10 protein-coding genes are annotated in these 13,472 nt (G+C 71.4%); 7 read left to right on the forward strand and 3 right to left on the reverse strand.

The genetic code is table 11. The annotated features are described in order from the left end of the window. The first annotated feature begins 61 nt into the window (after positions 1 to 61). The 5 genes from ACQ0O7_RS11405 to ACQ0O7_RS11425 all read left to right on the forward strand — a co-directional run bounded on the left by ACQ0O7_RS11405 (position 62) and on the right by ACQ0O7_RS11425 (position 6,127). Positions 62 to 976, forward strand: a complete 915-nt coding sequence (locus ACQ0O7_RS11405) for a hypothetical protein (RefSeq protein WP_430781941.1) — start codon at positions 62 to 64, stop codon at positions 974 to 976. Between the two features lie 389 nt (positions 977 to 1,365). Further along, on the forward strand, positions 1,366 to 2,490 hold the full coding sequence (locus tag ACQ0O7_RS11410; RefSeq protein WP_430781942.1) for a serine/threonine-protein kinase: 1,125 nt from the start codon (positions 1,366 to 1,368) through the stop codon (positions 2,488 to 2,490). A gap of 950 nt (positions 2,491 to 3,440) precedes the next feature. Next, positions 3,441 to 3,599, forward strand: a complete 159-nt coding sequence (locus ACQ0O7_RS11415; RefSeq protein ID WP_430782135.1) for a DUF6412 domain-containing protein — start codon at positions 3,441 to 3,443, stop codon at positions 3,597 to 3,599. Between the two features lie 338 nt (positions 3,600 to 3,937). Then, the gene (yidC, locus tag ACQ0O7_RS11420; RefSeq protein ID WP_430781944.1) at positions 3,938 to 4,873 is read left to right on the forward strand and encodes a membrane protein insertase YidC; all 936 of its coding nucleotides are present in this window, start codon (positions 3,938 to 3,940) and stop codon (positions 4,871 to 4,873) included. Between the two features lie 906 nt (positions 4,874 to 5,779). Next, positions 5,780 to 6,127: an STAS domain-containing protein gene (locus tag ACQ0O7_RS11425; protein ID WP_430781945.1), complete on the forward strand. Its 348-nt coding sequence runs from the start codon at positions 5,780 to 5,782 to the stop codon at positions 6,125 to 6,127. Between the two features lie 42 nt (positions 6,128 to 6,169). On the opposite strand, the gene ACQ0O7_RS11430 is transcribed toward ACQ0O7_RS11425, so the two are convergent. The 3 genes from ACQ0O7_RS11430 to ACQ0O7_RS11440 form a co-directional block, all read right to left on the reverse strand. Next, positions 6,170 to 7,018 carry a hypothetical protein gene (locus ACQ0O7_RS11430; protein WP_430781946.1) on the reverse strand — a complete coding sequence of 283 codons (849 nt, stop codon included), beginning with the start codon at positions 7,016 to 7,018 and terminating at the stop codon, positions 6,170 to 6,172. A 56-nt stretch (positions 7,019 to 7,074) separates the two neighbouring features. Further along, positions 7,075 to 10,281 (reverse strand): DEAD/DEAH box helicase, encoded by a 3,207-nt coding sequence (locus tag ACQ0O7_RS11435; protein WP_430781948.1) that lies wholly within the window; start codon positions 10,279 to 10,281, stop codon positions 7,075 to 7,077. Between the two features lie 231 nt (positions 10,282 to 10,512). Continuing rightward, a complete protein-coding gene (locus tag ACQ0O7_RS11440) occupies positions 10,513 to 10,956 on the reverse strand; it encodes a DUF5990 family protein (RefSeq protein WP_430781949.1) in 444 nt (147 codons plus the stop codon). A 160-nt stretch (positions 10,957 to 11,116) separates the two neighbouring features. Between ACQ0O7_RS11440 and ACQ0O7_RS11445 the strand changes: the two genes are divergently transcribed. After that, positions 11,117 to 12,202, forward strand: a complete 1,086-nt coding sequence (locus ACQ0O7_RS11445) for an alpha/beta hydrolase (RefSeq protein ID WP_430781951.1) — start codon at positions 11,117 to 11,119, stop codon at positions 12,200 to 12,202. Positions 12,203 to 12,217: 15 nt separating this feature from the next. Continuing rightward, the gene (locus ACQ0O7_RS11450) at positions 12,218 to 13,453 is read left to right on the forward strand and encodes an ATP-grasp domain-containing protein (RefSeq protein WP_430781952.1); all 1,236 of its coding nucleotides are present in this window, start codon (positions 12,218 to 12,220) and stop codon (positions 13,451 to 13,453) included. Positions 13,454 to 13,472: the final 19 nt, after the last annotated feature.

Genomic DNA, 13,472 nt, shown 5'->3' on the forward strand with positions numbered 1-13,472 from the left:
TCCCACAAATCCGATAGTTGTTGCAAACTTGTCGGGTTCATCGCCTTCGACGGGAGCCGCCTTGACCACCGGAATCACCGCCGCCCTGCCCCTGCCCGGCTGGGAGGAGTCCACCGTGGTGGTGGAACCCCCGGGCACCGAGCCGGGAGCCTGGTCCGGCGCACCCAGCACGGTCCACGCCGACGGGTACGTCTACCTGGCGTACCGTCTCCGCCTCCCGATCGGCGCCGGCCGCGGCATCGCCAACGTGGTCGCCCGCTCGGCCGACGGTGTCGACTTCACCGTGGTCGCGGAGATCGGCAAGGACCGCTTCGGCGCCGAGTCCCTGGAACGCCCCGCCCTGGTCCGCACCCCCGAGGGCCGCTGGCGGCTCTACGTCAGCGCCGCCACCCCCGGCACCAAGCACTGGCGTGTCGACCTGCTCGAAGCCGGCACGCCCGAGGGCCTGGCCGACGCGCCGGCGGTCACCGTCCTGGCCGGCTCCGCGGAGTCCGGGGTGAAGGATCCGGTGTTGCACCACGACGAGCACGGCTGGCACCTGTGGGCGTCGGTGCACCCCCTGGAGTCCTGGGACGACGCCGACCGGATGACCACCGAATACGCCACCAGCCCCGACGGTGTGCACTGGACCTGGGTGCGCACCGCGCTGTCCGGCCGCCCGGGGGAGTGGGACGCCCGCGGGGTCCGGGTCTCCTCGGTGGTGATCGACGGTGACCGGATCACCGCCTCCTACGACGGCCGCGCCACGGCCGGGGAGAACTGGGAGGAGCGCACCGGCACGGCCACCGGCACGCGACTGCCGGACGGCACGTTCGGGCAGCTCACGGCCGAGGACCGGGGGCCGGTCGGCAGTCCGCACGAGCCGCACGGGCTGCGCTACCTCAGTCTGGTCGCGCTCCCGGACGGCCGTCAGCGGCTGTATTACGAGGCGACCCGGGCGGACGGCGCGCACGACCTCCGTACCGAGTTGTTCTGATCCTGGTTGCACAGGGTGATCTGCTGAGAGCGCGATCACCCTGGTGGGGGCCGGTTCGGGCCACCGCGGCGGATAACCTAGCGTGGTCGTCGACGTCAGGTGAGCGCGTAAACCGGCCGCACTGACGATGGCGGGGCCCGACCCACAAGGGACGGCCCCGCCATTACTGTCTGTGACCCCGATGCGAGGTCCCGCCCCTTCGTGGCGCCTTTATCCACGGAGTGATCGGTGACCGATTCCGGATGGCCCTTTCGGGCCGGTGAATTCGTATTCGGGAGCGTTCCCAGAATGGTCGGTGGAAATGGACCCGGTCACTCATTCGGGCCCGATGGGCGTTTGTGCGCCGATCGGTGGGGTAACAGCTCTCCGGTAACTGAGGGGGGCGCCTGATGCGGACACTGGGCGGGCGGTACCGGTTGGTCAACCGCATCGGACTCGGCGGCATGTCGGAGGTGTGGCGCGGTCACGACCGCGTCCTGGACCGGCCGGTAGCCGTCAAGATCATGGATCCCGGCGTGGAGGGTTCGCTCGGCGTGCCCGGCGTGGACCTGGTCCGTGCCGAGGCCCGTTCCGCCGCACGGCTCGCCCACCCCAACGTGGCCGGCGTGCACGACTTCGGCACCTCACCGGGTCCCGGGACCGATGTGCCGTACATCGTGATGGAACTGGTCGAGGGCCAGACCCTGAGTGAACACCTGGCCGCCGGCCGCCTCGACTGGCGGATCAGCGTCCGGATCTGCGCCGAGGTGGCCGCCGCACTGGCCGCCGCCCACGCCGAGAACGTGGTCCACCGCGACATCAAACCGGCCAACATCATGCTGACCCCGGCCGGCGCCAAGGTCCTCGACTTCGGCATCGCCGCCGTGATCGGCTCCCCCGACCCCGATCCGGACGGCCCGGTGATGGGCACCCCCGCCTACATCGCCCCGGAACGCTTCGACGGCCTGCCCGCCACCCCCGCCGCCGACATGTTCGCCCTGGGCACCCTGCTCTACCACTGCCTCTCCGGCCGTCTGCCGTGGACCGCCCGAACCCACACCGAGCTGGTCATGGCCCAGCGTTTCGCCGACCCCGAACCGCTGCCCCACCTGGAGCATCTGCCTCCCGAGGTCCTCGACCTGGTCTCCCGCTGCCTGGCCCGCGACCCGGAGGAACGCCCGACTGCGCTGGTGGCCGCCCTCCTGCTGGCCGAGGCGGTGGACGCCCGCGTCTACGTCCCCCTCCGCGACCTGACCGCCGACACCCGCCGCCCCACCTCGGTCCCTCCGTGGACGGCCCGGGCCGCCGAGGCCCCCACCTCCGCCGCCGACGAGTCCCCCCACCCACCACTGGCCCCAGCCGACCCTGCCGCCCCTGCGGACCCGCCGTCCACCTCCGGCGCCGCGTCCCGCTCGTCATCCGCCCCCGGCGCCGCCTCTCCCGAACCGTGGGAATCCGCAGCCACCGGCCCCTCCACACCCGCGAGCGCCGACCCGGACCCTTCCCTCCATGTAGGACGGCACAGGGCTTCTTGAAAAACATGCGCCGGTACGGAGTTCACCCCGGCCGCCCCCACCTCCGGCGCTGCCGGCCCAGCCCCAGCCCCGACGCGCAAGACCACGACGACACCGGACCGAAGCGCGCCCACCGGGCCGAACGCGCCACTCACCGGGAGCCGGACGCGTTTCCAGCGGAAGTCATCGCCAGATCGCGACAGTGGTCGATTCGCCACCGAGAAGAGTCTTCTGCGAGGTTCCGCGCCGTGTTCCGGTCAATCCCTCGCGCGAGGGCCTGCCTTCCAGTCCTCGCCCAGGCCGATCTTGGTGGACTTACCATCGGGAAGTGTCTCGTTCCCGGCAGCTGATCACTTGCGGTCAATCCTCGCGCGCGGGCGGCCCGCTCAGCAGAGACCTTGGCGGATTTACCACCGTTTGCGGTGGTAAATCCACCAAGATCGGCCAGGGTGGAAGCTGAAAGGCGGACACTCGCGCGAGGAATGACCGCGAGCGGGCCAATAGGCGAGAAGAAGACGCGAAACGGTGGAAAACCCACCAGGATCTCCGCTGAGCGGGCCGCCCACGTGAGGGGATTGGCCGCAAGCGATCAGGCGGCGAGAGCAAGGCTCGAAACGATGGTGGATTCTCCGAGATCGGCCCGGTGGCGCTCTCGGGTCTGACCGGGAGTCGCGCGGTGGGCTCGTGGCTGGAAGCTGCGACTGTGACGGCCGGTCGGCACGTGCAGGTCGTCAAGGTTCGGACTGTTCCGGCCGGCGAGGTTTGCCGGAGAGGACGGTGAGGCCGGTGTCACGGGCCGGGCCGGATGACGCCGTGAGACAGGGCTGGCTGGGCGGTGTTACGGTGACGCCGTGAAGTGGTGGGATGCGCTCGCCCGCCTGGCCGGCTTGCTTGCCGAGGCCGGGTCTTCCGAGCTTGCCGGTGGGGCTGGTGCCCTGGTCGGTGTCCTGCTGATCGCGATGCTCACCCGGATGCCGGTGGTTCTGCCCGTCGAGGGTGCCGGGCATTCGGTGGGTTTGTCGGCGTTGCGGAGTCGTGCCGTTCGGGCGGGTGTGCCCCGGCATCGGGATCCTGACGCGCCCGGGCGGACCAGACCCCGGGGACCGACGGGCGCCCCAGCCGCTGCCTGAGCTGGCATTTCTCGCGTAAAGCACCTTTTGCACACAGCTTGAACCACCGATCCCGGCTAGTCGGGCACACGACCCGTGGGCCCGCTGACAGCATGACGGCTGACCGGTCGATGTCCGGCGGCGGTCTGCGTCGGGGCTCGATGTGACGCCACCCGTCGACGGCCAGAGGATGAGCCGTCGACGGGACGGTGGGCGGGACGGCCTGTGGTGAAAGAGGTTCACGCTCCGCGAGCTGCGCTGTTCGCTTCGGTGGCCGCTGGTGACTGTGTGTCCATGAGTCTTCGCCGTACCGGCGCGGGCTCGTCCGGTCTTCCACCGCCCCTGGGGGTTCCCTCGTCATGTTCAGCGACCTCATGTCCCTCGTCTATCACGGCATCTCGGCGCTTCTGCTCTTCTGGCACGGACTGTGGGACCGGCTCCTCGGCGACCCGCACGGCTGGGCGACCGACTGGGCCTGGGTGCTCGGCATCGTCTTCCTGGTGCTGACCGTCCGTGCCGCGATCTTCCCGCTGTTCCTCCGGCAGGTGAAGTCGCAGCAGGCGATGCAGCGTCTGCAACCCCAGCTCCGCGCGCTGCAGGAGAAGCACAAGGGCGACCCGGTGGCGATGCAGACCGAGGTGGCCGCGTTGTGGCAGCGGGAGAAGGTCAGCCCGTTCGGCGGGTTCCTGCCGATGCTGCTGCAGGTGCCGATCTTCATCGGGCTGTTGCACGTGCTGCGTCACCTGAAGCCGTCGATCACCAACGGGCGCACGCTGTACGGCTGGACCGAGACCCAGTTCGCGGACGCCTCGGTGGCCAAGTTCCTCGGTGCGCCGATCGCCGCGGGCTTCAACTCCAGCACCGCCGAGCTGGCGTCGCTGGGGGCCGACGGCCTGACCGTGCGGATCGTGGTCGGAATGCTGATCGCCGCGATGGTCGCCACCACCTACCTGACCAGCCGGATGTCCATCCTGAAGACCGGCTGGTCGGAGGACCCGCAGCAGCGCACGATCCAGCGCCTGATGCTGTACGCGATCCCGGTGTCGCTGCTGTTCTCCGGGCTGATCTTCCCGCTCGGTGTGATCATCTACTGGACCACGACGAACCTGGTCTCGCTGGCTCAGCAGTGGTGGGTGCACCGCCGCTATCCGTCGACGCCGGCCGTGACCGCCGACGCCGCTTCGGTCACCCGGTCCGCGACGACCGCCCCGCCGAAGGTCGGCGCCAAGCCCGCGCCGGGCAAGGTCGCCAGTCGGGGCCCGTCCCGCCGCAAGCGCCAGTCCGATCCGGTCTGATCGGGGCCGAGCCTGCTCGTCGCCGCCCGTCCCGTCCGGGGATCCCCCCGGGGCGGGCGGGCGGGAGCGCCGGTACCCGTACCCGAAACAGATCAGCATCCCGACGGCGAGCCATCCCAGGAAACGGATCCAGGGGTCCAGGGGGAGGTCGCTCATCAGATAGACGGCGAAGGCCACCCCGATCAGCGGAACAACCGGAGACCACGGCACCCGGTACGGCCGGGGCGTGTCCGGACGGGTCCGCCGCAACACGATCACCCCGATGTCGACCAGTATGAACGCGAACCGGGTGCCGATGGTGACGAGTTCGACGATGGTGCCCGGCGGAACCAGCGCGGCCAGCACCGCGATCAGGACACCGAGGCCGACGGTGAGGCGGGCGGGGTGCCGTACCGCTGATTGACGGCCGCCAGACCGCGGGGGAGCAGCCCGTCCCGGCGCATCGCGAAGAATATCCGGGTCTGGCCGTAGAAGATGACAGCACGACGCCGGTGATGGCGACGACCGCGCCGAGTGCCGGGACGGCGGTCGCCCAGTCGAGGCCGCGCCCTCGTCGAGCGCGGTGGCGAGTGGGGCGCGGTGGCGAGTGGTGCGCGGTGGCGAGTGGGGCGTCGCTGCCGGACATCTGGCCGGGGCTGGCCCACGTCGCGGATGGCGAAGATGCCGGTCCGGGCCGTCGCTCTCTCCTCCCCGTCGGTCTGCCCGCCACCGTCACCCCGCGATGTCACGCGTGGCAAGCCGACCGGCGCGATGCGCCGAATCCCGTCCCTCCGGTTGCGGCCGGCGGTTCTCCGGACGTGAGAACCGGCTGGCGTACGGGTTGTGCGCCCCGATCATCCGCGGACGCGGCAGCCTGCGGAGGGCAAATCCGATGGGGTACGTGTGGTGGGGCTCGGAGGACACGCGATGAGCGAGGCCGTGATGACGACGCGACGGCAGGCCGACGGCACGATGGTCGCCGACGTGCGCGGCAGTCTGGACGCCTCGACGATCGACGGGTTCCGGACGGCGTTCCTGGCCACCCTGCACGGTGAACGCCCCCGCCTGCTGATCGTGGACCTGACGTTCGTGACGTTCATGGATTCGATCGGCATGGGCATGCTGGTGTCCGCCCACGAGTCGGCCCGCGAGCAGGGCACCAGGCTGACGCTGCGCAATCCGAGCGAGTTCGTGCACCGCCAACTCCGGGTGACCGGCCTGACCGACCTGTTCAGCCTGCCCGCCACCCCGAACCCGCAGAGCTTCCGCTTCTGATCCGGTGCCGGCACCGCGGGGGACCGGCATCACGCGGCGCCGTCACGTCCGGTCCGGCAGCGCCTGATAGGCGGGACGCAGCACCTCGATGACCGGGCGCCCCTCGTGGGTGAGGCCCGGGTCGTCGAGCTGGTCCAGCAGCGCGTCCGGCCTGGTCGCCTCCGGTGCGGGTGCTGCATCGGGCCCGTCGGGCGCATCGAAGCCCCAGAAACTCGCCGGGTCCTCGGCGGCCGGCCGGTCCTTCGTCTTCTCGCCCGGCGGCGATCCGGCATCCGGCGGCGATCCGGCATTCGGCGGCGCTCCGGCATTCGGCGGTGGCGAGGACCGCGGCGGGGACTGCTGGGCGGCATCCGAGGGATGTCCGGATCCGTCGACCGCGGACGCCTCGCGCAGGCGGCGCAAGCGCATCAACAGCTCGTCGCGGGACCGGCCCCGCCACGTGAAGACCTCGAACGGATCGCTCTCGAACGCGCGGGCCAGCGCATAACAGGTGGCCGCCAGATGCACGCACGGCATCGGCCATCGCTCGCAGGAGCAGTCCAGCGCCACCTCGTCGAAGGACAACGGCAGCAGACTCAGCCCCTCGCCGTCGAAGATCGCCTCGATCCCGGCGGGCATCCGCCCGTTGAGCAGGTCGGCGGTGAACCGGGCCTCCCGCACCAGCGCCGACTCCACCCGCGCCCAGTCGGAGGCGCCGAAGGCCCGCACCGCGATCCGCGCCCGGAACGCCACCGGATCGTCGGGCCCGCGGACCAGCGCCACCACCAGGCTGCCGGAGACGGTGAGGCTGCGGACATGCCCGGCGCGTTCGTCACGACGCCCCCGGGCGAAGGTCGGCCCCATCCGCAACGACTCGAACATGCCCAGGAAGGCCAGGGAGAAGTCAGTCAACGCGGGCCTCCGACGCCGGTGCGAACAGGCCCGGGACGGGCAGGTCCAGGCAGACATCAGTCAACGATGGCCTCCGGGGCGAGGGCGAACAGGTCGCGGATCTCGGTCGCGGACAGGGCGCTCAGCCAGCCCTCGCCGGAGCCGACCACCCGTTCGGCGAGCACCCCCTTGTCGGCGAGCACCCGGTCGATGCGTTCCTCCAGGGTGCCGAGGCAGACGAGGGTGTGGACGTGCACGTCCCGGCGCTGGCCGATCCGGAAGGCGCGGTCCGACGCCTGGGTCTCGGTGGCCGGGTTCCACCAGCGGTCCACGTGGATCACGTGGTTGGCGGCGGTCAGGTTGAGCCCGGTGCCCCCGGCTTTCAGCGACAGCACGAAGATCCCCGGCCGGGTGGCCTGCTGGAACTCGCTGACCATCCGGTCCCGGGCGCCACCCGGGGTGCCGCCGTGCAGGAACCGGACCGGCGCCCCGAACCGGGCCGCCAGATGCGGGGTCAGCATCCCGCCGAACCGGGCGAACTGGGTGAACACCAGCAGACTCTCGCCCGCCCCGAGCGCATGGTCGACGATCTCCTCCAGGCGGTCGATCTTGCCGGACCGGCCGGGCAGCGGCGACGCGTCCTTGAGCAGCAGCGCCGGATGCACACACGCCTGTTTGAGTTTGGTCATCGCGGCCAGGACCAGGCCTTTGCGCCGGGTCTCGCCCTGTTCGGCGAGCCGTTCCAGCAGGTCGTCGAGCACCGCTCGGTACAGGCTGACCTGCTCGGTCGTCATCCCGCACAGATGCCGGACGTGCCGCTTGGCGGGCAGTTCGGCGGAGATGCCAGGATCCGATTTGGTACGCCGTAACAGGAACGGCCTCGTCGCCTGCCGCAGACGGGCGGCCGCGTCCTCGTCCGCGTACCGTTCGACCGGCACCGCGAACCGCGCCCGGAACGTGTGCGCCGACGCCAGCACCCCCGGATTGACGAAGTCGAGGATCGACCAGAGCTCGGCCAGCCGGTTCTCCACGGGGGTGCCGGTGAGCGCGATCCGGTTGCGTGCCGGGAACCGGCGCACCGCCCGTGCCGCGCCACCCCCGCTGTTCTTGATGTGCTGGGCCTCGTCCAGCACCACCCGGTCCCAGGTGATCGCGGCCAGCGCGTCGGCGTCCCGCACCGCCGTGGCATAGGTGGTCAGCACCAGGTCGGCGCCGTCGGCCAGGGTCGCCGGATCGTCCCGTTCCGCCCCGTGCAGCACCCGCACCCGCAGCGCCGGCGCGAACCGTTCCGCCTCCCGCTGCCAGTTGCCCAGCACCGACAGCGGGCAGATCAGCAGCGCCGGCCCCGCCCGGTGGTGCAGCAGCAGGGCCAGCAACTGCACCGTCTTGCCGAGCCCCATGTCGTCGGCCAGGCAGGCGCCCAGCCCGAGCGAGTCGAGGAACGCCAGCCAGGAGAATCCCCTGATCTGGTACGGCCGGAGCACACCGGCCAGCCCCTCGGGTGGGTCCAGGACCTCCAGCCGCTGGTCCAGCTCGCCACTGAGCAGGTCGGCCAGCCAGCCCTCGCCGCGGGTGTCGGTCACCGGCAGCGGCAACTCCTCGGGTGGCAGCAGCCGGGTCACCCGCAGCGCGTCCCCGGCGGTCATCCGGCCCCCGCCGCGCCGCAGGAACGCCAGCCCCGCGGCCAGCCGCTCCGGATCGAGGAACACCCACCGCCCGCGCAACCGCACCAGCGGAACCTTGGCCTGTGCCAGATCGGTCAGGTCGTCCTCGGTCAGGGTGCGGCCACCGAGCGCCAGCCCCCACTGGAAGTCGACGAGCTCCCGCAACCCGACCGTCCGGTCCCGCAGCACGTGCGCCACCGGGTCCCGCCCGCGCACCTCGAGGGTCAGCCCGAGGCTGGGCCGGCGCCGCCACCAGGCCGGGAGCAGCACACCGTAGCCGGCCTCCTCCAGCAGCGCGGCATGGCTGAGGAACCGGTGCGCCCCCTCGGTGTCGAGCAGCATCTCAGCCGGATGGACCTGCCCCAGCGCATCGGTGAGATCCGGGTAGAGCCGGGCCGCCCGCCCCAGTCCGGCGAGCAGCCGTTCCTGAGGGTGCGAGGTCCACCGGCGCAGCGGCGCCGACCGGTCCCGCCAGACCTGCGCGGCCGGCACCAGCACACTGGGCTCGTCGACGGCCTGCAGCAGGAACTCCAGCCGCCAGGCGTCCTCCGGCAGCGGCACGTCGTCGGCGAGCACCGGCTCGTGCTCCCGCGGATCACTGAGCCGGAAACACACCCGGACCTCGGCCCCACCGGCGGCCTGCTCGAACCACGAGTCCAGCCGCCCGGCCAGCTCGTCGGCGAGCGCCGGCGCCGCCTCGAACTCCGGCTCCCCACCGAGCGCCCCCAGCCACCCGTAGCCGGCGAGCGTCACCCCGGCCTCAGCCAGCCGGGTCCGCACCAGCCCGTCCACCAGCCGCTCCAGCGCGGCCCGCATCACCTCACCGGCAGCCCGCGGCACATCCCGCACTCCCTCCGGCACATCCCGCCCGGCCCGCGCCCCACGCCGGGCCGAGGCCCCCGCCGCGAAGCCGGCCGAGTCCCCCGGCGACCCGGCCCCGGCCGAGGGCTCGGGGGTGCAGTCGGAGGAGAGGCCGGCCGGCGACCCGGGTGAGGAAGCGGGGTGGAAGCCGGGCGCGGCGTGTGACGAGAAGCCGGCCAGGCAGGACGGCGGCATCCGGTCGAGCAGGGCGGCATGGCGGGCCGCGTCGGCGCCGGCCAGGACCGGGCGCCACCAGGCCACCGGGCGTGGGCCGTCCAGCCGGACGCCGGGCAGCACCCGGCCGCGCCGGACCAGGCTCGCCGCGAACCCGCACAACTCCACCAGCCACTCGGCCGACGGCGCGATCCGCCCCTCGAACCCGGCGACCAGATCGGCGTCGGCGAACATCACCCGCACCGCCGGCACCCGCCAGGCCCGAGCCCGGGGCGTCCCGCGCCGGGCCGGCAGCCCGAGCCACGGCGACGGCAGCGGCCCGGCCCCGGTCGACGGCAGCACCACGGCCGTCTCCGCCCACGACTCACCGGCCGGCAGCCGGTCGGCGGGGACAGCGAACGGATGCTCCAGGACGGAACCCCGCCCACCTCCTCGCGAACCGGCCGCCACCCCTTCCTCACCCCAGAGACTCAGCACCCCGTCCCGCCCGGCGAGCCCGTGCAACACCCGCACCGCCGACCCGGCGTCCCGACCGGCGCCGACAACCGGAACAGCAGGCTCATCGACCCGCACGACCTCGGTCATGACGACCCCCGTAAGCGCGTGGTGGGCGGGGTTGTGGCGGGCGGAAGAGGCGACCGCTCAGTACGCCGCCGCCGGGAACGTGGGCGGTGACGGGCGGAGAGACGGTCGCTGAACATGCCGCCGACTCTAGGCCGCCCCCCTGACACTTTCCGGAGCGCGACGGCCGGATTCCGGGCTCCCGGCCAGGTTGTAAGCACGGTCACCCCGCGAGACCGCCGACGGCGCGTGGTCTCACTCCAGGGTCCAGGTGATGTCCGGGGGTTTGACCCGGGCGCAGCGGGGGCCGCCGTCCGGGCCGGTCAGGCCGAGACGGGCTACCAGGACGCGGTCTCCGGTGGTGGCGGAGCGGAGCAGGTCGCCGGGGATGTCGCCGAACATCAGTTTGGCCCGGCGGAAGCCGGTGAACTCGCCGGTGCCGGTGGATCCCCAGGAGAGGTACAGGAAGCGGGCTCCGGGGCGGCCGTGCACCCAGGGGCCGCCGACGTCGATCAGGCCGTCCACCTCGCGGGAGTCGACGTCCAGTTCCCAGACGGCGCGGTCGGCGTTCACCGGGATGCGGTCCACCACCTCCTTGCGGCGCTGTACGCCCACCTCGACGCCACCGAGTCGCAGTTGTTCGGCCTGTGGTGCCCCGGTCCGGCCGGGCATCTGGTCACCTTCGATCCGGATCCGCATGCGGTCGACTCTAGGTTCTGCCCGGCCCATCGAGGGCAGTGCCACGCGAGCCGCGCGGGACGGGAGCACGGCGAGAGGAAGCAGAGGGCGAAAATGAGGGGCGGGAGAGGGACGGGGCGCATCCCGAGCGGGAGCGGCCGTGCGGCGCTAGGGTGCGGAGATGGAGGCGACCGCCGGGGCCTGGTGTGAGGGCAGCCTGCTGCGGTTTCGGGTGCCGGATGTCGAGCGTGTCCTGGCCGGGGTGTCGCTGTTCTCGTCGGCGTTCCGGGCCGAGCTGAGTTTTCGGCCGGAGAGCGCCGCCTGGGAGTACCACCGGGAGCGGCCGCCGCTGCACCGCCTGGAGTACCGGCTGGAGTTGCTGCATCGCGACGGCCGCCGGGTGTCCGAGCCGGGGGAGTTGCGCTGTCCGGGCTATCGGGAGCCGGATTGGCTGCGGCTTCCCCGCGCGAGCGGGCGATGGCGCCGGATCGGCGACGCCCGGATCTGGTCCCCGCTGAATGAAACGGCGGGAGAACCGCTGAACGAAACGGCGAGAGAACCGCTGAATGAAACGGCGGGAGAACCGCTGAGAGAGACGGCGAGAGAACCGCGGCAAGAGCCGAGGACGGAACCGGCGCACGAGCCGGGGACCGACCGGATACTGGTGGTGCACGACGGGCCGGAGTACCAGCGGGCCGGCGGGCTACTCGACTACACCGCCGCGGTGATCCGGGACGGGCGGGTTCCGCCGTACCACCTGGTGTTGCTTCCGCCCGGAAACCGGGACGCGGACTACTCCGCCTCCCCGGCCTACGCCCGCACGCTGGCCCGGGAGATCCTGCCGCGGATCCGGGCCCGGCTGGGCGGCGCCCGGGTGGTGGGCGCCGGGGCGAGTCTGGGCGCGCTGGCGATGCTGCACGCGCAACGGCGGTTCCCGGAGACGTTCGCGGGCCTGTTCCTGCAGTCCGGGAGCTACTTCCAGCCCCGGTACGACGGCACCGAGTCCGGTTTCCGATATTGGCCCAGGATCGTGCGGTTCGTCTACCGGGTGCGGCACGAGGGCACCGGTCCCGCGATTCCGGCCACGCTGACCTGCGGCGCCGCCGAGGAGAACCTGGCGAACAACCGGGACATGGCGGATGCGCTGCGGAAACAGGGGTATCCCCTGGCGTTCGTGGAGAACCCGGACGCGCACACCTGGACCGGCTGGCGCGACGCGCTGCATCCACACCTGACCGATCTGCTGCGGCGGGTGTGGCCGGACTGACGAGAGGGAGGCGACGTGGCCGACGTCGAGCACACCATCGGACTGTTGCTGGGTACCGAGGACGACTGGCCGCGCGCCTATGAGGCGTTGCTGCGCCGGCTGGGCACGGTGTCCGGGCCGGGCGGGCGGACGCATCGGGCCCGGCCGGTGCGGGTGACGATCGAGCCGTTCAATCTGCGCGACAAGCCGAGGCACGACCTGGTGATCGACCGGCTGGCCTACTGGTACTACCACCCGCGCGAATGGCTGAAGAAGATCGCGCTGATGGACGACGTCTACCTGTTGAACAGCCCGTTCACCTTCCAGTCGATGGAGAAGCACGCCGCCTACTGCGCGATGATGCGGCTGGGGCTGAAGATTCCGGAGACGGTTCTGGTGCCGTTCAAGAATCCGCTGGAGAACTCACGGTGGGCGTATACGGCGGCGCGCTACAACCGGCCGTTCGATCTGGAGGCCTCGGCGGCGTCGATCGGTTATCCGCTGTGGATGAAGCCGTACGACGGTGGGGCCTGGGTGGGGGTTTCGAGGATCCGGAATCCGGACGAGTTGCACGCGGCCTATGACGCGTCGGGGGAGCGGCTGATGCATCTGCAGGCGTCGGTGGAGGGCTATGACGTCTTCGCCCGGAGTCTGAGCATCGGGCCGGAGACGATGGTGATGAAGTTCCGGCCGGAACAACCCATGCATGCCCGGTACGAGGTGGATCACGGTTTCCTGTCGGATGCCGCCGGTGACGAGGTGGTGACCATCTCCCGGCTGGTCAACGCGTTCTTCCGGTGGGAGTTCAATTCGTGTGAGTCGCTGGTGAGCGGCGACGAGGTGCACCCGATCGACTATGCGAACGCGTGCCCGGACGTGGCGGTGACCTCGCTGCACTACTACTTCCCGTGGGCGATGGCGGCACTGGTTCGGTGGACGGTCTTCTGTGTGGTGACCGGGCGGCGACCGCGTCTGGACATGGACACGGCGGAGTATTTCGCGATCGCCGATTCGGACCGGACCTATCAGGAGAAGTTGCGGGGTTACCGGAAGCTCGCCGACGACTACTTCGAGATCGACCGGTATCAGGAGTTCTGTGAGACGCATTTGAAGAGCGTCGATGAGATCGTGTACGACTGGGTCTCCTCGGAGGAGTTCCGTTCGCTGCTGCGGGAGACGGTGCGGGCGATGTATCCGGTGCACGAGCACGAGAAGTTCCTGGCGCACTTCGGTGGGCTGATCGACGCGTGGATCCGCGATCAGGGCCGTTGACGCCGTAACACACTCGCAA

The organism is Actinoplanes sp. G11-F43 (genome assembly GCF_050589265.1).
Lineage (GTDB): Bacteria > Actinomycetota > Actinomycetes > Mycobacteriales > Micromonosporaceae > Actinoplanes.